The organism is Maribacter algae (genome assembly GCF_047345745.1).
Taxonomy (GTDB): Bacteria; Bacteroidota; Bacteroidia; order Flavobacteriales; family Flavobacteriaceae; genus Maribacter.
The window spans coordinates 562,490-581,729 of the sequence record NZ_JBLFES010000001.1; the positions used below are offsets into that span (position 1 = coordinate 562,490).

Below are 19,240 nucleotides of genomic sequence, written 5' to 3' on the forward strand. Positions count from 1 at the left end.
TTTTAAAATTTATAGCAAAGGATGAGAAATATTATTTATACAAAAGCAATTAAAGCTGGTTTAAGTATTTCAGCCATTGTTTTTCTTATGCAATTCTCATTTTCTCAGAAGAATATCATCTTTGAAAATATCACTACAGATGATGGACTCTCCCAAAGTGATGTAAATAGTATTTATCAGGATCATCTTGGCTTTATGTGGTTTGGGACGCATGATGGGCTCAATAAATATGATGGTTATGCTTTTACGATATACAATCCTGATCCTGAAAAATCAAATGCTATAAATAGTAATCTGATTTTTGCCGTAGAAGGCGATGATGATGGTAATTTGTGGATAGGAACTACGGGAAATGGACTTAATTTTTTTAATTCCGATACGGAAGAATTCGACTATTACAAGAATGATCCCTATGATTCAAAGAGTTTGGATAATAATCATATAAGAGTTCTTTATAAAGACTCTAAAAATAGATTGTGGATAGGGACCGATAGGGGAATAAATATGTTGGACCTTTCAAAAACGAAGGAAGAAAAGGTTTTTCACAGATTTAATCTCGAACAAGAGGTCATGATAGCATCAAATACTATCCAATCTATTGATGCCATTTATGAAGATAGCAAGGGACAATTACTAATTGGTGGGGCCGCAGGGGTGTATAAACTTTCAAGGGATACCGGAGGTAATAACTATTTTCGATTAATAAACAAGGCACTAGGTATTCCAAGGGTCTCCGTTAGGGGTCTTGTGGAAGATGCTTCGGGGAAACTTATTTTGGCAACGGATGATGGCCTTTACATGCAGACACCAAAAAGTCCCGAAAGAATGGTCAAATTAAAAGAAGGGCAGTTCAATTGTCTTTTATTGGACCTTCATAATCATATTTGGGTGGGATCTACCAATGGGTTGTATTATTTTGAGAATTATCCTAATGAAGATGAACCCTTTTTGGTAAATAGGTTCACTTATAACCCTAGAGAGACAAATAGTATCAGCAAAAATGTAATCAGGTCCCTTTATTTGGATAAAACAGGTATCATTTGGATAGGCACTAACGGCGGCGGAGTAAGCAAATTTGATCCTTCTAGAAAACAGTTTGCCCATATAAGAAAGAGTCTGGATTCCGAGAGTCTCAGCTATGATAAGATCAGATCCATTTTTGAGGATAGTAACGGAACCCTATGGATAGGGACAGAAGGCGGTGGACTCAATATGCTTCCAGCAAAAAAAGATAATAATACTTATATAGGTTTTGAGAATTTTCAGAGCATACCCATGCCTTTTGCTATTGCGGAGCTAGAAAATAATGGGAAAAAGACCCTGTTCATTGGAGCTGAAAGTAGTCCCGGTCTTTTTAGTTTGGATATTACCGATCCTGATAACATAAAGGAATCTGATTTAAAAGCACTGCCACTTTCAAGAAGTGTTTTCACAATTTGTGTAGATAGCGATAAAGACCTATGGATCGGAACGTATGGGAATGGATTACATAGGTGGCGTAACGATGATAATAGCGGACACTATATAAAGGATGTTTTTACATATAACCATAATGATCCAAATTCTATATCCAGTGATATCATAAGAAATATTTTTGAGGATAGTGAACATAATATCTGGATTGCGACCGGGGACGGTTTATGTATGTTGTCCAAAAAAGAACGCTATAAAAAACGACCGTCCTTTAAAGTATTTAAGAATGATCCAAAGGATAACAGATCACTTGCCCATAACTATATTTTGGCACTTTATGAAAGCAAGAATAAAGACATGTGGATTGGAACGTTTGGTGGCGGTTTAAATAAATACATTCCCGGAGAAAATGGTGAGGCAGATGAGTTTGTGTCGTATTCCAGCAAGCACGGGTTGCCGAATAATATTATAAAGGGAATTTTAGAGGACGACAGTGAAAATTTGTGGGTTTCCACTAACAAAGGTCTTTCCCGTTTTAATATGAAGACCGAAGAATTTAAGAATTATGATGTTGATGACGGCCTGCAAAGCAACGAGTTTCAGGAATTGGCATGTCTAAAACGTGAAGATGGGCAAATGCTCTTTGGAGGAATCAACGGGTTTAATGCCTTCTATCCGGAGAATATAACGGAAAATAGCTACGAGTCGGAAACTGTTATTACGAATTTTTCAATTTCTAACAAGAGTCTAAGCGTTGGGGACAATATTCAAGGACAGACGATTTTGGACAAGAATATTAGTGAAACGCAGGAAATAGAACTTAGATATCAAGACAATAGTTTTTCATTTGAGTTCGCTTCCTTGCATTATGCCGCCCCTCGAAAGAACAAGTTTGCTTACATGCTAGAGGGTTTTGATTCGGATTGGGTCTCCACAACATTTGACAAGCGTTTTGCTACCTACACTAATATAAGCCCTGGAGATTACACTTTTAAAGTAAAATCCTCCAATAATGATGGGATTTGGGACCAGACCCCTAGTGAGATCAAAATAGCGATAACTCCACCTTTTTGGAGGTCTACACTGGCTTATATTTTCTACAGTTTGTTGGGAATAGGTTTGTTATGGATGTTTTGGCGCTATACGTTCATTACCACTACGGAAAAACATCAATTGGAATTGGAGCATTTGCAGAATGAAAAATCTGAAGAGATGCAACAGATAAAGCTAGAATTCTTCACTAACATTTCCCATGAATTCAGAACCCCTCTTACCCTAATAAAAGGACCGCTGGAATATTTGCAAAAAAAGGGACATAAGCTCGGCCCTGATAAACTGAAAGAACAATACAGCTTAATGCAAAAGAACACGGATTACTTGATGCGTCTTGTGAACCAGTTATTGGACTTTAGAAAGATGGGACAGGGTAAAATGAGTTTGGTCGTCCGTAATACGGATATAACAGAATTCGTCAAAGAGGTGGGAGAGCCTTTTCAGTTCTTGGCGCATAAGCAATCCATTAACTTCACTGTAAATTCAATAAATTCCAAATTATATACATGGTTTGATCATGAAGCCTTGGAAAAAATATTGAATAACCTGTTGTCCAACGCTTTTAAGTTTACTCCAAAATTTGGGCATGTATGTTTAGAAATAACAACAGGGGAGGAATATATGCAGGAATACAACCCAAAATTGGAAAAAGATGTCTCGGGCCATGTAGTACTTCAAGTAAAAGATTCTGGCATCGGTATTCCAAAAAAGAGTATAGGGCAAATTTTCGAAAGGTTTTACATGGAAAAAGACCGTAGCGAACAAAACTTAAATGGTGCTGGTATTGGACTGTCCTTCGTAAAAAATCTTGTGGAATTACATCAAGGGCAAATTGAAGTTGTAAGTGAGCCCGATAAAGAAACCAATTTCATTGTCTCTCTTCCAATAAATAGAGAAGCATACGAGAACATAGAAACAATAACCATTAAAGAAGAGTCCGATGGTGATTTTAAAATGCGCTCTTCTGAGGCCGAATCTTTTGCAATCGGCATAAACGACGAAATCGTAGATGAGAACATTTCTCAAAAACGACCAAAATTACCCGTTCTTTTGATTGTGGACGACAATAAGGATATTCGCTCTTTTATTAAAAATACGCTTGAGGAAAAATACACCATTTATGAGGCGGAAAATGGTCAGGAAGGATATGATTTGGCTTTGAGTATTCTACCAAACGTCATATTGACCGATGTTGTTATGCCCGTAATGGATGGTATGACGTTTTGTGAAAAAATAAAGACAAAATCCACCACAAGTCATATTCCGGTTATGATGATTACGGCAAAATCCTCCCAGGAAAGTGAAATTCAAGGATTGCAGAACGGGGCCGATGATTACATTAGAAAACCATTTGACATGGAATTGCTTGAAATAAAATTGAATAATATCATGAAACAGCGTGACGAGCTTCGTAAACGTTTTAATCGTGAAATAAATTTAAAACCAAAAGAAGTTACGGTTACTTCTACTGATGAGTTATTTTTGCGGCAAGCTATTCGCATTGTAGAAAAACATATGATGAATACGGATTTCAATGTAGAGATGCTAGTAAAGGAAATGGGGCATAGCCGTAGTAATCTATATTTAAAGTTCAAGGAAATAACAGGGCTTTCCTCAAGTGAGTTTATCAGAAACATTAGACTTAAAAGAGCTGTTCAGCTTTTCGACCAAAGTGATTATTCCGTAAAGGAGATTATGTACATGACCGGATTTAATACGGCATCCTACTTTTCAAAATGCTTTAAGAAACAGTTCGGTGTAATTCCGAGCGAGTACGTTGCCAAAATGAAAAACAAGAAAAAAGCCTTCCATATATAAAAGACAAAATGAAAAAAAAATCACTTATCCTTCTAACGGTACTGGCAATTTCCTGTGCTGGAAATAATAAAAAAGAAATAGAGAAAGCCCGCACACAACCTAATATAATTATTATTCTAACGGATGATCAAGGATATGGCGACATAGGTCACCATGGCAACCCAATCATCAAAACACCACATCTGGATGAGTTTGCGAAAAATTCATTAGAACTGACCAATTTTCATGTGGGGACGACCTGTGCGCCAACAAGGGCCGCTATCATGACGGGTAGAAATGCAAATAGAAATAATGCATGGCATACCATAGCCGGCTGCTCTATTCTCTTGGACGATGAGGAAACCATGCCCGAAGTCTTTCAGCGAAACGGATATGCCACAAGTATGCTCGGGAAATGGCACTTAGGGGACAACTATCCTTTTAGACCTCAAGATAGAGGCTTTGAAGAAGCATTTTATCTTGGAGGGGGAGGCGTACAGCAAACACCTGATTATTGGAACAATGATTATTTTGACGACACTTATTTTAGAAACGGAATTCCTGAAAAAACAAACGGTTATTGTACGGATGTTTGGTTCAATGAAGCGATAGCGTATACAAAAACCAGGAAAGACCAACCGTTTTTTATGTATTTGGCATTGAATGCGGCCCATAGTCCTTTCAATGTTCCGGAAGAATATGCTAAAATGTATGCGTCCGCTCCTTTGGATGAGGTTCAGAAGCGTTTTTATGGAATGATTTCCAACATAGATGATAATTTTGGAAAATTGGTGGCGCATCTAAAGGCTACGGATCAGTTTGATAATACTATTATTGTCTTTACTTCGGATAATGGTACCGCCGGAGGATTTAAAACGTCAAAGACAGGAGAAGTTTTGGGATATAATGGCGGCCTAAGAGGCGTAAAGGCCAGTCATTATGAAGGAGGGCACAGAGTGCCTTTTTTTATCAGTTGGCCTGATGGGGACATTCAGCAAGAAACCACTAATAACGATTTAATGGCGCACGTAGATTTACTTCCAACTTTAGCACACCTTGCGGACATCCCCTTTTCAGCGAAAAAAACCTTGGACGGTACAAATATGGCAGCTACGTTAAAAGGCAAAAAAGACGCGGATAGAATGTTGATAATAGATACACAGCGAAATCAATTGCCGGAAAAGTATAGAAACCCTAGCGTCATGGACGGGGAATGGCGTTTGGTCAACAATAAAGAGCTTTACGATTTAAGAGAAGATATCGGCCAACAAAATGATGTAGCCGAGCAATACCCTGAAAGGGTCAAAAAAATGCAGGCTTTCTACGAAAGTTGGTGGAAAAGTATTCAATCGGACATTAAATATGCAGAAATCCCATTGGGATATGCCGAGGCGAATCCGGTAATGGTGACAATACACGACATGCATACCACAAAGGACTATACCATTCCTTGGAATCAGGTGCAGATACGGGAAGGAGAATCTTATCCCGATGGATATTATAGTATAACGGTCAAAGAGGATGGGCGGTATAGATTCAAATTATATAGATACCCACCTGAATCTAAATTGGCCTTGAACGCTACTACGGAGGAAATACCGGCTACAGCTTACACAGATGCCTTGCCCAAAGGAAAAGTATTTGACTTTTCCAGTGCAGAAGTTGTATTAGGAGATGTTGTTCTTAATGGAAAAGTAGATGCTGAGGAGGATTTCGTAATACTTGAGGGAGACCTGCAAAAGGGAAGTTATAAACTCAGAAGTAACTTTAAGACTGCTGATAACAAACTTGTTCCTGCATATTTTACGCAAATTGAAAAATTGTAGGAATGTATAGATGGCCTATAGTTTTTTTAGCCATTGTTCTATTTGGTTGTAAAACTAAAAAGCCACAGGAAAAACCCAATTTTGTCTTTGTCTTTGTAGATGATATGACCCATACAGCTATCAATGCACTTGGCAATACCGAAATCCATACGCCTAATTTGAACAAATTGGTAGCGAATGGAACCACTTTTACCCACGCCTACAACATGGGCGCTTGGAACGGTGCTGTTTGTGCCGCTTCACGTGCCATGATGATATCCGGGCGTAGTGTATGGGAAGCGGACAAATTTCGTCAGAATTGGGTAAACGGACAACGACAAACCGAAAAATCCTGGGGAAAGCTAATGGAACATGCCGGTTATGAAACGTACATGACAGGAAAATGGCATGTTGATGCGAAGGCATCGAATATTTTCCAAAATGTAGCTCACGTAAGGCCAGGAATGCCAGATGATGCTTGGGAACATACAGTACAGGCAGCTAAATTCAAAGCTATCAAAGGTACGGATGTGAATCCGGCAACGTTGATGCCAGTAGGCTATAATAGGCCGTTATCCGAGAATGATACTACATGGTCACCTTCAGACCCGAAATTTGGTGGTTATTGGAAAGGTGGGAAACATTGGAGTGAAATAGTAAAGGATGACGCTTTAGGCTATATTAAAAAAGCCAAAACGAGCAACAAACCCTTTTTTATGTATTTGGCCTTCAATGCACCGCACGATCCAAGGCAGGCTCCTCAAGATTTTTTGGATATGTATCCTTTGGATAAAATTAGCCTTCCAAAGAGCTGGTTGCCCATGTATCCTTTCAAGGATAGCATAGGAAACGGTCAAAATTTGAGAGATGAAGCATTGGCACCGTTTCCAAGGACCGAGTATGCCATAAAAATGCACATTAGAGAATACTACGCACTCATTACACATCTGGACAAGCAAATAGGCGAAATATGGGATAGTCTGGTCGCTACTGGGGAAATGGATAATACCTATGTCATATTTACTTCGGACCATGGTCTTGCTATGGGCAGGCATGGCCTATTGGGAAAGCAGTCCCAGTTTGATCATAGTATTCGCTCACCGTTTATTATAATCGGGCCGGATATTCCAAAAGGCAAAAAGATAGATGCGGATATTTATTTGCAAGATGCCATGGCCACTAGCTTAGAATTGGCTGGGATAGAAAAACCGGATTACGTATTTTTTAATAGTGTACTTGATCTGGCAAATGGAAACCGGACAGAAAGTAATTATAAAGCTATCTATAATGGCTATGTGGATTACCAAAGAATGATTCGCAAGGACGGTTATAAATTATTGGTTTATCCTAAATTGAAAAAATTGTTGCTGTTCGATTTAAAGAATGATCCTGAGGAGATGAACAATTTAGCTGAAAACTCGGCATATAATGAGAAAATCGCCAATCTTTTTAGTGACTTGGTACAGCTTCAAAAAGAACTAGACGACCCTTTGGATATTTCTGATTGTCGGCCAAAATAAAATCGATTTTTCAACATTGAACAACAGTTAGACCGTTAATCTTTCCTTTCTAAAGTTTCCCGGGGTTTTCCCGGTAACTTTTTTAAATGTTCTTGAAAAATAAGAAACCGTACTCATCCCTGTTTTAGAAGCTATTTGGGCTAAGGAATTGTTTGTTGTAAGTAAAAGCAATTGCGCGCGCTCTACTCTTTTAGCCTGTAAATAGGCATTTGGGCGAACACCAAAGGTCTCCTTGAAAATCCGGGAAAAATGATCCGTACTCAAATGGCAAAAAACCGATAACTCCTTGACCGTCAAATTTCTATGAAGGTTTTCGCCTATATAACTTAGGACGTTGGCAAGCCCTTTTTTTATTGGAGCAACATGCTGTTTTCCGTTTTCTATAAACCTGGATAAAAGAATGCCCAGAATACTTTGTGTTTCAATGTATTTTCGGGCCGGAAGGGATTCGTTCTCTTTTACAAAACCCATTAGGGTAGGTCTGTTGTCATATACTTTAGGGTCGCCATGCGTAAGTCCTCTTTTAGGGTTTAACGTTAGAAGTCTTTCAAAATAGTATTGGTCAATTTCTGTCGCTTCAATTTCATATCTAAAATTTTTCAGGTTGTAGATAGAAAGTCCGTTCGCAATTTCTTCCAAGAAGCTAATGTAAAATTGTTCGTGGTAATCGGGGCAGCTATAACGGCTATAGCTATAGCTCGGAATAAGATACATGTGACCTGGTTTTAGTAAAAAAGTTTGATTGCTGTGATGAACGGTTGCGCTTCCTTTTGTAATGTAGTACATCCTTGTGAAAGGGCTTATAACATTGTCATAATTCCATTCTTTCCCTAATTTGGCATAGGCTGTATTCAGAAGGGTAAGCCTTAAAGAGTTTAGTTCATTTTGTATGGGATGCATATTTTTTCCGATATTATAGAAGTAAAAGTAACAAATGACACTATATAGGTTTTATACAATTTTCAATAAAAGCTTCATAAGTGGTTTTATAGCTGTAACACTCCTATTAAAATTAAGTAGTTGTGCTTCCTTTAGAGAAAACAACTTTCAAGAGGATATCGCTTTTGTACAAAAATATCAAAAGCCGATTGTTTTAAAAAACGAAGCTTCGGCCATTATGATTGTACCCGCTTTTGAAGCACGTGTAATGACGAGTACCGCTCAAGAACGCAATGGGCTTAGTCACGGTTATTTGAATTACGATTTTATCGCTAAAAATGAAATAGCGGCAGGAGGAAATCCATATGGGGGAGAGGATAGGCTTTGGTTGGGCCCATTGGGCAGCAAGTATACTTTGTTTTATGACCAAAAGGAGATAAAAGGGGATAATTGGCATGTGCCAAAATCCTTTGATGCATCACCTTATGCACTTGTTGATACTACAGAGAATACTGCTCATTTCAGAAAAAAAGTTAGTGTCAAAAATAACATAGGAACAACCTTTGAGATTGCAATTGACCGTGAAATCACGATTTTTTCAAGAAAAGAGATTGAAGATCAATTGAATACAAAACTGCTAAAAACCGTTTCTTCGGTGGGGTTTCAATCTGAAAATACAATAACGAACTTAGGTGCCGATTGGTTGGAAAAAGATGGACTTATTGCTCCGTGGGTTCTGGGAATGTTTAAAGGGAATGATAAATCTACGGCCGTATTCCCTGTTAAGCTTTCCGAAAAAAATCCATTGGAAATAAGAAAATATCTGAACGATTTTGGGAAGGATAGGGTCATGGTAAAAGATAATATCGTTTTTTTTAAAACCGATGGTAGTTTTAGAAGCAAAATTGGTCTGCCTAAAAATAATACGGTAGCGATAATGGGAAATTATGATGCAAAGAATAAGGTGCTGACCATTATCACTTTTGATTTTGATAAAAGCTCCAATTTTTTGAGCAGTATGGAGAAAGATATAGATGATCTTTATGGCGGAGATGTGGTCAATTCCTATAATAATGCCTCAAATGCATCCGGTCCTACTTTTTTTGAGCTGGAAAGTGCTGCCGGAGCAAAAATATTGAAGCATAATGAACAGAATGTCTATACGCATAAAACTTTTCATTTTAAAGGAAACAGGAAAGACTTGGATACACTGGCCAAACAGCTTTTGGGAATAGATTTAAGAACGATTGAATCTCGGTTTTAGATAAAAAAAATAGTCGTTTTGACAGAAAAAATCGGATTTATACATTACATGGACTGATTTGTATAAAGATTTGAGCATTCAAAAAATTATATTTGTTTTCGTTTAATTGTCAGGTATTTATGCGTTTAGATAGTATTGTTCAAGGTCTTTTGAGTCTTTTCATATTGGCCTCTTGCGGTGGTCCCAGTATGCCGGAAGATGTAAAACTTGCATATGAAAAGCTACCGGAAAATATCGATTTTAATCAACATGTAAAACCCATCCTTTCCGATAAATGTTATTTATGCCATGGTCCGGATGAAGCTAAGATTTCCGGGGGTTTACAATTACACTCTCCGGAGACTGCCTTTTCGGAACTTCCTAATTCACCTGGTAAATATGGCATCTTTCCCGGAAATGCCGGTAAAAGCGAAAGTATTGCCCGGATTTTGAGCGATGACCCTGAACTGGTAATGCCCGTTCCCGAATCATATCTTACGCTTAGCGCCTATGAAAAAGCAATGTTGATCAAATGGATCGAGGATGGTGCGGAGTATAAAGATCACTGGGCATTTCTGCAACCGGAAAACACGGCACCACCTAAAGTAGCGCAGACCGGAAAAACAGAAAATCCCATTGACAATTTCGTACTGGTCAAATTGGCGGTAGAAGGTCTGGAACCGAATGAAAAAGCAGATAGGGAAACTCTTTTAAGAAGATTATCCTTTGATCTGACCGGATTGCCCCCAACACTGGAAGAGTTAAATTCATTTATGAATGATGATTCGCCCAATGCCTATGAAAAACAGGTAGATCGTCTTTTGGCGTCGGAACATTATGGTGAGCAAATGACATTACGCTGGATGGATCTAGCGCGTTACGCGGACACACATGGATATAGCGTGGACCGTTACCGAGACATGTCGCCGTGGAGAGATTGGGTAATCAAGTCCTTTAATGAAAATATGCCCTACGACCAATTCGTGACATGGCAATTGGCAGGTGACCTTATGGAAAACCCTACCCGTGAAATGAAACTTGCTACGGCATTTAATCGTATCCACCCCCAAAATATGGAAGGCGGCATCGTTAACGAAGAGTTTTTGGTAGAATATGCCGTGGACAGGACCAGCACGTTCAGTGAGGCATTTTTAGGGCTTACCGTTGCATGTGCTCGGTGCCATGACCATAAATATGATCCTATTTCCCAAAAGAATTTTTATGAGTTGACCAGTTACTTCAATAACATTAATGAATCCGGGCAAATTTCGTGGAATGATGCTATGCCCGTTCCCACAATGTTACTTACTTCGGAAGAAGAGGATAAGATGATGGCTTACATAGATGGAATTATCAAGGATACGGAAGCCAATATAGAGAAGATTGAAACGCAAGTTGCCGACACGGAATTTGAGGTATGGTTGAACGAAAACAAATATGCCTCCCTTCCCACTTCTAGTCCAAAGGATAAATTAATTGCGCACTACAAACTTGAAAATAAGCATCTTGGGAACGCGTTAAATTCAGGTCAGAAAGGAACCATGAAGCGCGAGTACACTGAGGGGCAAAAGGTAGTATCTGCAGATGGCAAAAAAGGAGATGGTATTCTTTTGGATGGTGATACATGGCTAGATTTAAAACAAGTAGGTGTCTTTGGAAGAAACGATGCCTTTTCCATTGGACTTTGGGCAAAGATTCCGGCAGATATTACAGATGGTAATATTTTTCATAAAGGTGATGGAGCCATTTTGAATAACTGGCGCGGGTATCATTTGCGTATCGTAGAAGATAAATTAGAATTAATGATGGCACATACGGCCCCGGATAATGCCATCACCGAAATTTCCAAAAAAACAATACCCAAGGACAAGTGGATTCATCTTTCCATAACTTATGATGGGTCAAGTATGGCTTCGGGATACAAACTGTTCGTAAACGGGGAAGAGTGGGATACAGAAGTAATATCGGATAATTTGTACAAGGATATCCTCTTTAGGAGAGAAAAGGAACCGGGACTTCAGTTGGGTGCGCGCTTACGGGGCAAAGGGATAAAAGGGAGCATTATAGACGAAATCAAAATCTTTGGTAAAGAACTTTCTGGATTGGAGGTTCAACAATTAGCGGAAAAAGATGGCCTTACATCGCTTTTGGATAAACCAAGCGCAAAATTAACATCAGTGGAAAAATCACTGTTGAAGGATTATTATCATAGTGTCGTCTCCAGTAAAGCGGATAAGGAATATCAACGATTGGCAAAATTGCGAAAAGCGTACGTGGACAGTGTGGAAAAAATACAGGAAGTAATGGTCATGAAAGAAATGCCGGAACCTGTGCAGGCATTTGTCTTGGACCGTGGGGTTTATGATGCGCGTACAGATTCCGTTTTTCCAAATACGCCAGAAGCGGTACTGCCCATGCCGGAGAATTTCGAAAAGAATAGGTTGGGACTGGCCAAATGGTTGTTTCATGATGAAAATCCATTGACCGCTAGAGTGGCCGCCAATAGATTTTGGCAATATTTCTTTGGAAAAGGTATTGTAAAAACTTCGGAAGATTTTGGTAATCAAGGAGAAATGCCAAGTCACCCAGCGCTGTTGGATTGGTTGGCCTTGGAGTTTAAGAATTCTGGTTGGGACATGAAAGCGCTGCAAAAGAGAATCGTAATGTCCAGTACCTATCAACAATCTTCAAAAGCATCTGAAAAACAGATGGAAATGGATAAGGAAAATCGCTTATTGGCAAGGGGACCTGCAAAAAGGTTGACAGGAGAAATGCTCAGGGACAATGCTTTGGTGGCATCTGGTCTACTTCAAAGGCAAATAGGTGGGGAAAGCGTTAAACCATACCAACCGGAAGGGCTGTGGAAGGTAAATGGTATGGCCTATCAAGAGGATACTGGGGATAAATTGTACCGCAGAAGCATGTACACGGTATGGAAACGCTCCGTGCCACATCCTACTTTGGCCACTTTTGATGCGCCGGACAGAGCAATCTGTACCAGCCGTAGGCAAGAAACCAATACGCCGTTACAGGCACTTGTCTTATTGAACGATCCAACCTATATCGAAGCTGCCCGGGTTTTAGGAAAACAGATGATGGATGCGGACGACTTGGAAAAAGGTATTGGCAAGGTTTTCAAAAAACTTACGGGAAGAAGCATTCGTAATGATGAATTACAGATATTGAAGGGGCTCCAAAAGGATGAATATATTGATTTCACCAAAAACCCATCAAAGATGGAAGGTTGGTTGAACACAGGGGAATTTAGGATTTCAAAGAATGAGGATAGGGCTTTGATTGCCGCAAATGCAATTGTTGCTAGTACCATTATGAATTCCGATGCCACGATAACAAAAAGATAAACAATACAATATGTTATGTGTAGTCATGACTATAAAATAATAAAGTCCACTAATAAGGATTTGCAGCAGGTTGAAAGACAAATGGATAGGAGAAATTTCCTCACCAAAAGTTCTCTGGGCTTAGGAGCTCTTGCAATGGGTTCATTGTTAAATGCCGATAAGGTTTTTGGTTCCGTAAAGGGAGATATCAATTCCGGTAATGCGGATGCCTTTCTAAAATCCTATAATAAAAACCGACTGGGATTACCAAATCATTTGCCCAAAGCCAAACGTATCGTATACCTTTTTCAAAGTGGAGGTCCCTCACAGATAGATATGTGGGATTACAAACCGAAATTGAGAGATATGTTCGGTCAAGATTTGCCTCCCTCGGTCAGACAAGGTCAGCGGCTTACCGGCATGAGCGCAGACCAAACGGTGTTTCCGATCGCTCCTTCCATTATGGACTTTAAACAATATGGAGAATCACGTACTTGGGTAAGTGAACTAATGCCTTATACCGCAGAGGTTGTAGATGACCTTTGTTTCATAAAATCCATGCAGACCGATGCCATTAACCACGATCCTGCCATTACGTTCTTGCAGACGGGTAATCAACTGCCAGGTCGCCCCTCAATCGGGGCTTGGTTGAGTTATGGACTAGGGTCCGACAATGACAATTTACCTACTTTCATTACTTTGGTAACCAAAAACATGGGCGGGCAGCCTTTGTACTCCCGTTTATGGGGAAATGGTTTCTTGCCAACGGAACATCAAGGCGTACAGTTTAGGTCGGGAAAAGATCCCGTACTCTATTTAAGTGACCCGGAGAATTATGATGGTCATAACCGTAGGAACATGTTGGACTATCTAGGGAAACTTAATAATGTACAGCATGATGTGTATGGAGATCCGGAAATTAGTGCCCGAATGGCACAATATGAGATGGCTTTTCGCATGCAGACTTCGGTGCCTGAAGTAACGGACACATCTGACGAGCCAGATTATATTTTTGATATGTATGGCGAAGACAGCCGTGATCCGGGCACATATGCCGCCAATTGCTTAATGGCCAGAAAACTATTGGAGAAAGATGTAAAATTCGTGCAATTATACCACCAAGGTTGGGATCAACACGGTAATTGTCCGGGCGGTGTTAGAAATCAATGTAAATTAACGGATCAAGCCAATGCAGCATTGATAAAAGATTTGAAACAACGTGGTATGCTAGAGGATACCTTGGTCGTATGGGGCGGGGAATTTGGCCGTACCGTATATTCACAGGGGCAATTAACACCAGAAAATTATGGTCGTGACCATCATCCCAAAGCATTCACAATGTGGATGGCGGGTGCCGGAGTGAAACCCGGTTTCACCTTTGGGGAAACGGACGATTTTAGCTATAATGTAGTAAAAGACCCGGTACATGTGCATGATTTTCATGCTACGCTCATGCATCTTTTTGGTATTGACCATGAACGTCTTACCTTTAAACATCAAGGACGTCGTTATCGTTTGACCGATGTTCACGGGCACGTCATGAAAGATTTACTAGCCTAATATTTAGAACTATACAAACTTATGAGCAATAGAAGAAATTTTATCAAAAAAACTACGCTTGGTGCTGCAGCACTATCTACAGTACCCTCTTTCGGTTTCAATATCCTCAAGAAAACATCCATGGAAGAGGAGTTGATAGGGCATGGCGACTTTAAATATAGGGTCAAAAAAGATTGGGCAAAAATGACTGTTGGCCATAACCCTATTCTTAACTGTCACGAAATGCAGATGGACAGTAAGGGACGTTTGATAATGCTAGGGGACCATACGGCCAATAACATACTGGTTTTTGATAAATCAGGGAAGTTATTGGATTCATGGGGTACACGTTATCCTGGCGGGCACGGACTTACCTTGCATAGTGAAGGTGGTGATGATATGCTGTATATCGTTGATTGTGGATGGTTTCAAGACCGAACCGGAAAATGGAAAAAACAGGCCGGTGCCGTAAGCAAGACTACCATAGATGGAAGATTGCTTTTTATGCTGCCAGATCCACATACTATTGGCGAGTACACCGCTGATATGGAATATTTGCCTACAGAAACCGCAGTGGGACCCAATGGTGATATCTATGTGGCGGATGGTTACGGTTCCGACTATATTTTACAGTTTTCACCTAAAGGAGAGTTTATCCGAAAATGGGGCGGTCATAACAACACTGATGAAAATTATAATATAAACAATGCCCATGGAGTGGCCGTAGATTATAGGAATAAGGAAAACCCCGTTTTGATCGTAACGTCAAGGGCTACCTGTTCTTTTAAATTCTTTACGTTAGAGGGGAAATATATAAAAACGGTCCCGCTACCGGGAGCTTTTATTTGCCGTCCTGTTTTGGATGATGACAATATTTATGCCGGGGTTTGCTGGTCAACAACTAAAGAGGGCAAGAACTATGTCCGAGATACTGGTTTTACTACGATATTGGACGGAAATAACAAAGTAGTCTCCAATCCGGGAGGGGAAGCGCCCGAGTACAAAAACGGAGAACTTCAACAAATGTTTCAAGCTAAGAATCCAACATTCAACCATGGCCATGATGTCTTTGTGGATGAGGATAAAAACCTATATGTCTGCCAATGGAATGCGCATCATACACCTCCCGTAAAATTAGAGCGTGTCTAAATAATGCCCTATTGCTTTAAAAAGGGTATGCGGTTGTGCTCATCTACTAATGTTTAACGGGAATTTATTGATATCTTATGGGTAAAATTATCTTTCCAAGCCTTTAGAAAATGAAGAAATTATTTGTTTTGGTCATCGTTTTGTTAGTGATACCATTAACTGCACAACAGAATGACTGGGAGAACCCATCCGTACACCAGATCAATAAACTTCCGGCACATGCTACTTTTTATTCTTTCGAGAGTCCAGAGATGGCAAAAGCTAACGATAGGGAAAAATCAAAATACTTTAAATCGTTAAATGGGGAATGGAAATTCAATTGGGTGGCCACCCCAGCGGAATCCCATCAAGAATTTCAAAAGATGGATTTTGATGCTTCTCATTGGGATGATATTAATGTGCCTTCCAACTGGGAAATGCGCGGTTACGGTATACCAATATACACCAATATTACCTATCCGTTCTTTCAGGATTTTCCATACATAAACCCTACGGATAATCCCGTTGGCCACTACATCAAAATATTTAAGATTGATGAAAATTGGAATAACCGTGACATTATTTTGCATTTTGGTGGGGTTTCTTCAGCATTCTATGTTTGGGTGAATGGAAAATTGGTGGGCTATAGTGAGGATACGCGTTTGCCCTCGGAATTTAATATATCCGATTACATAAAAAAAGGAGATAATATGCTTGCCGTAAAAGTATATCGTTGGTCAGATGGGAGTTATTTAGAAGATCAGGATACTTGGCGTATGAGTGGTATAGAACGTGAGGTTTTTCTTGCTGCCGTACCAAAAGTTCGTATTTCGGATTTTACGGTACGTACCGATTTGGACAGTAATTACGAAAACGCATTGCTACAGATACGACCGGAATTTATAGCGAATATTCCAAATAAATATGTAAAGAAGGTCGGTCATTTTGGTACCGCACCTTTGGAAACTACAGTTGATGATTGGATACTTTCTGCGGAGCTAACGGATGCTGATGGAAATCCGGTAGGAAAACCTATGCGTATTCAATTAAAAGATTATTTCGGGGAGGCCTATCCGCAAAGGGATAATGTGTATTTCGGTGCATTAATGGAACAGGAAATCGTCTCGCCAAGAAAATGGTCGGCAGACGATCCGTATCTATACACGTTACAATTCTCTTTAAAAGATGATAAGGGCAATGATATTGAATATATTAATACCAAAGTCGGTTTTCGGGAAGTGAAATTTGACGATAAGGGTAGATTTTTAGTCAATGGAAATCCCGTAAAAATAATTGGCGTAAATCGGCATGATCATGACTATAAAGACGGTAAGGTAGTTTCCCGAGAAGATATGGAAGCGGACGTAAGATTAATGAAGCAGCTTAATTTCAATGCCGTACGTACTTCGCACTATCCAAATGACCCATATTTCTATGATTTATGTGACCAATATGGCCTGTATGTTATGGATGAAGCAAATTTGGAAACCCACGGTTATGGCGGAAAATTGAGCAGCCAGCCTCATTGGGCAAGTGCGTATTTGGAAAGAGGGGTACGAATGGTAGAGCGCGATAAAAACCATCCAAGCATTGTTTTTTGGTCATTGGGAAATGAATCCGGGATGGGTCCCAATCATGCGGCGATGGCGGGATGGATCAAGGATTTTGACCCAACACGTTTTATTCATTATGAAGGAGCAGAGGGCAACCCGGCTGATGAACGTTATCAAAAAGAATATGTCACAAAGGATAAGGGAAATCCTACCGATCCGCTTTATGTTGATATGCTGAGCAGAATGTATCCCCAACCATGGGAATTACAAAGTTTAATTGATGACACCGATTTTGATAAGCGTCCTGTGGTCATGTGCGAATATGCCCATGCCATGGGTAATTCATTAGGGAACATGCAGACCTATTGGGATGTTATTTATAAAAATGATCGTGCGTTGGGAGGATATATTTGGGATTGGATCGATCAAGGCCTCATAAAGAAAGATGAGAACGGGACTGAATATTTTGCTTACGGTGGCGATTTTGACGATACACCCAACGACGGCAATTTTGCCTTGAACGGAATTATTGCTGCCAATCGCACCCTTAAACCGGAAGCTTATGAGGCTAAAAAAGTAAATCAGCCAGTAAAAATAACACCTGTAGACTTGGAACAGGGCAGGTTTGATTTTGAAAATAGACATCACGCAATAGATTTATCCATATATGAAATTGCATGGGAATTATTGGAAAATGGAGAGTCCATAGGAGGTGAACCGATAGCCACTTTGCGTACCAAACCTCGGGAAAAAGAAGCTGTGGATGTTTACTTCAAAAAACCTCGATTAAAGAAGAACAGCATTTATCATCTCAAGTTTACGGGAAAATTGAAAAAAGATATGATATGGGCAAAGAAAGGATATATCGTTTTCGAGGAACAGTTTAAAATGCCTTATCAAGGAGAGGTTTCTAAAATCAATATTAAAAAACAGCCAGAAATCACTACCACGGAAACTGACATCGAAATTACACTTTCAAATGCTAATTTTAAACTCACTGTTGATAAATCAAACGGTTATATTTCTGACTATGCCTACCAGGGAAGAAGTCTTTTAAAGGCACCTTTACAACTTAATTTTTGGAGGCCGGAAACCGATAATACCGCGGCCTATCGTACAACCATGAAGAAGACCAGTGAACGCGATTGGATGGCCGCTGCGGATACATTCAACATAACGGAAATAAAATCAGATACAGCTGAAAAAGGAAAGGTAACCCTTACGGTAGAGGGCGAAGTGACGAAACCGAAAACGGCAGTCACACTTACATACTCCATTTTGGGCAACGGCCAGGTTAAAGTAGATTACACCGTTGTTATTAATGAATCCGTACCAAATGTGCCAAGGTTGGGCATGCAGTTAAAAACGGACAATAGCTATGCCAATATCACTTATTTTGGAAAAGGGCCACATGCCAATTATCCTGATAGAAACACCGCTTCTTTCGTCGGCTTGTACGAGACCAGCGTGGGAACAATGGATTATATTTATGCAAGACCGCAGGAGTACGGAAATAGAATGGGAACGCATTGGTTTAAAGTATCGAATAACACTGGCAACGGGTTCTATGTGATAGGGAAGGAACCATTGAATTTTAGTGTGCAAGAGTACGATACACATAATATTGAAACGGCCAAACATACCAATGAACTTGTCAACAACGGTACGCTTACCGTAAACATAGATGCAAAGCAGATGGGCGTCGGGGGTGATAATTCATGGTCTTACCGAGCTGAGCCTTATAAAGAATTTTTAATACGACCGGGCACCTATTCATATTCCTTTTACATCGCCCCAATTAATAAGAAATTAAGCAATCCTATAGATATCAATTGGTAATCAAATAACCTAGCAGCACATGAACTCTTTTTTTCTAAATCGGAATTTTGGCATCGTTTTAATAATTGTCTTTTTACAGTTTTCTTGTGGGAAAAGTCCAGCGGTGAAAAATAAGAAACCGAACATCATT

The 19,240-nt window shown here is 39.7% G+C and carries 9 protein-coding genes; 8 read left to right on the forward strand and 1 reads right to left on the reverse strand.

Annotated features, from left to right (window positions below):
- The first annotated feature begins 21 nt into the window (after positions 1–21).
- From ACKWBX_RS02540 to ACKWBX_RS02550, 3 genes are read left to right on the forward strand one after another with little or no spacing between them, the layout of a single operon-like run.
- Positions 22–4,284: a hybrid sensor histidine kinase/response regulator transcription factor gene (locus tag ACKWBX_RS02540; RefSeq protein WP_413967073.1), complete on the forward strand. Its 4,263-nt coding sequence runs from the start codon at positions 22–24 to the stop codon at positions 4,282–4,284.
- 8 nt (positions 4,285–4,292) lie between these two features.
- Positions 4,293–6,089, forward strand: coding sequence for an arylsulfatase (locus tag ACKWBX_RS02545; protein WP_413967074.1), 1,797 nt, complete (start codon positions 4,293–4,295; stop codon positions 6,087–6,089).
- A gap of 2 nt (positions 6,090–6,091) precedes the next feature.
- On the forward strand, positions 6,092–7,588 hold the full coding sequence (locus ACKWBX_RS02550) for a sulfatase-like hydrolase/transferase (RefSeq protein WP_413967075.1): 1,497 nt from the start codon (positions 6,092–6,094) through the stop codon (positions 7,586–7,588).
- 27 nt (positions 7,589–7,615) lie between these two features.
- Here ACKWBX_RS02550 and ACKWBX_RS02555 read toward each other — a convergent pair whose 3' ends face one another.
- Complete coding sequence (locus ACKWBX_RS02555; RefSeq protein WP_413967076.1) at positions 7,616–8,488, reverse strand: AraC family transcriptional regulator; 873 nt, start codon at positions 8,486–8,488, stop codon at positions 7,616–7,618.
- Positions 8,489–8,522: 34 nt separating this feature from the next.
- Here ACKWBX_RS02555 and ACKWBX_RS02560 point away from each other — a divergent pair, with 34 nt between their 5' ends.
- The 5 genes from ACKWBX_RS02560 (at position 8,523) to lacZ (ending at position 19,110) form a co-directional block, all read left to right on the forward strand.
- Positions 8,523–9,731 (forward strand): DUF6786 family protein, encoded by a 1,209-nt coding sequence (locus ACKWBX_RS02560; protein WP_413967077.1) that lies wholly within the window; start codon positions 8,523–8,525, stop codon positions 9,729–9,731.
- A gap of 119 nt (positions 9,732–9,850) precedes the next feature.
- On the forward strand, positions 9,851–13,072 hold the full coding sequence (locus tag ACKWBX_RS02565) for a DUF1553 domain-containing protein (protein WP_413967078.1): 3,222 nt from the start codon (positions 9,851–9,853) through the stop codon (positions 13,070–13,072).
- Positions 13,073–13,087: 15 nt separating this feature from the next.
- The gene (locus ACKWBX_RS02570) at positions 13,088–14,611 is read left to right on the forward strand and encodes a DUF1501 domain-containing protein (protein WP_413967079.1); all 1,524 of its coding nucleotides are present in this window, start codon (positions 13,088–13,090) and stop codon (positions 14,609–14,611) included.
- Between the two features lie 21 nt (positions 14,612–14,632).
- Positions 14,633–15,739: an NHL repeat-containing protein gene (locus ACKWBX_RS02575; protein WP_413967080.1), complete on the forward strand. Its 1,107-nt coding sequence runs from the start codon at positions 14,633–14,635 to the stop codon at positions 15,737–15,739.
- A 110-nt stretch (positions 15,740–15,849) separates the two neighbouring features.
- Entirely contained in the window at positions 15,850–19,110 is a 3,261-nt protein-coding gene (lacZ, locus tag ACKWBX_RS02580; RefSeq protein WP_413967081.1) for a beta-galactosidase, LacZ type, read from the forward strand.
- Positions 19,111–19,240: the final 130 nt, after the last annotated feature.

Coding starts and splice junctions, on each gene's coding strand:
- ACKWBX_RS02560 (WP_413967077.1), top strand. CDS start 8,523: ATGACACTATATAGGTTTTATACAATTTTCAATAAAAGCTTCATAAGT.
- lacZ (WP_413967081.1), top strand. CDS start 15,850: ATGAAGAAATTATTTGTTTTGGTCATCGTTTTGTTAGTGATACCATTA.
- ACKWBX_RS02540 (WP_413967073.1), top strand. CDS start 22: ATGAGAAATATTATTTATACAAAAGCAATTAAAGCTGGTTTAAGTATT.
- ACKWBX_RS02555 (WP_413967076.1), bottom strand. CDS start 8,488: ATGCATCCCATACAAAATGAACTAAACTCTTTAAGGCTTACCCTTCTG.
- ACKWBX_RS02550 (WP_413967075.1), top strand. CDS start 6,092: ATGTATAGATGGCCTATAGTTTTTTTAGCCATTGTTCTATTTGGTTGT.
- ACKWBX_RS02575 (WP_413967080.1), top strand. CDS start 14,633: ATGAGCAATAGAAGAAATTTTATCAAAAAAACTACGCTTGGTGCTGCA.
- ACKWBX_RS02570 (WP_413967079.1), top strand. CDS start 13,088: ATGTGTAGTCATGACTATAAAATAATAAAGTCCACTAATAAGGATTTG.
- ACKWBX_RS02545 (WP_413967074.1), top strand. CDS start 4,293: ATGAAAAAAAAATCACTTATCCTTCTAACGGTACTGGCAATTTCCTGT.
- ACKWBX_RS02565 (WP_413967078.1), top strand. CDS start 9,851: ATGCGTTTAGATAGTATTGTTCAAGGTCTTTTGAGTCTTTTCATATTG.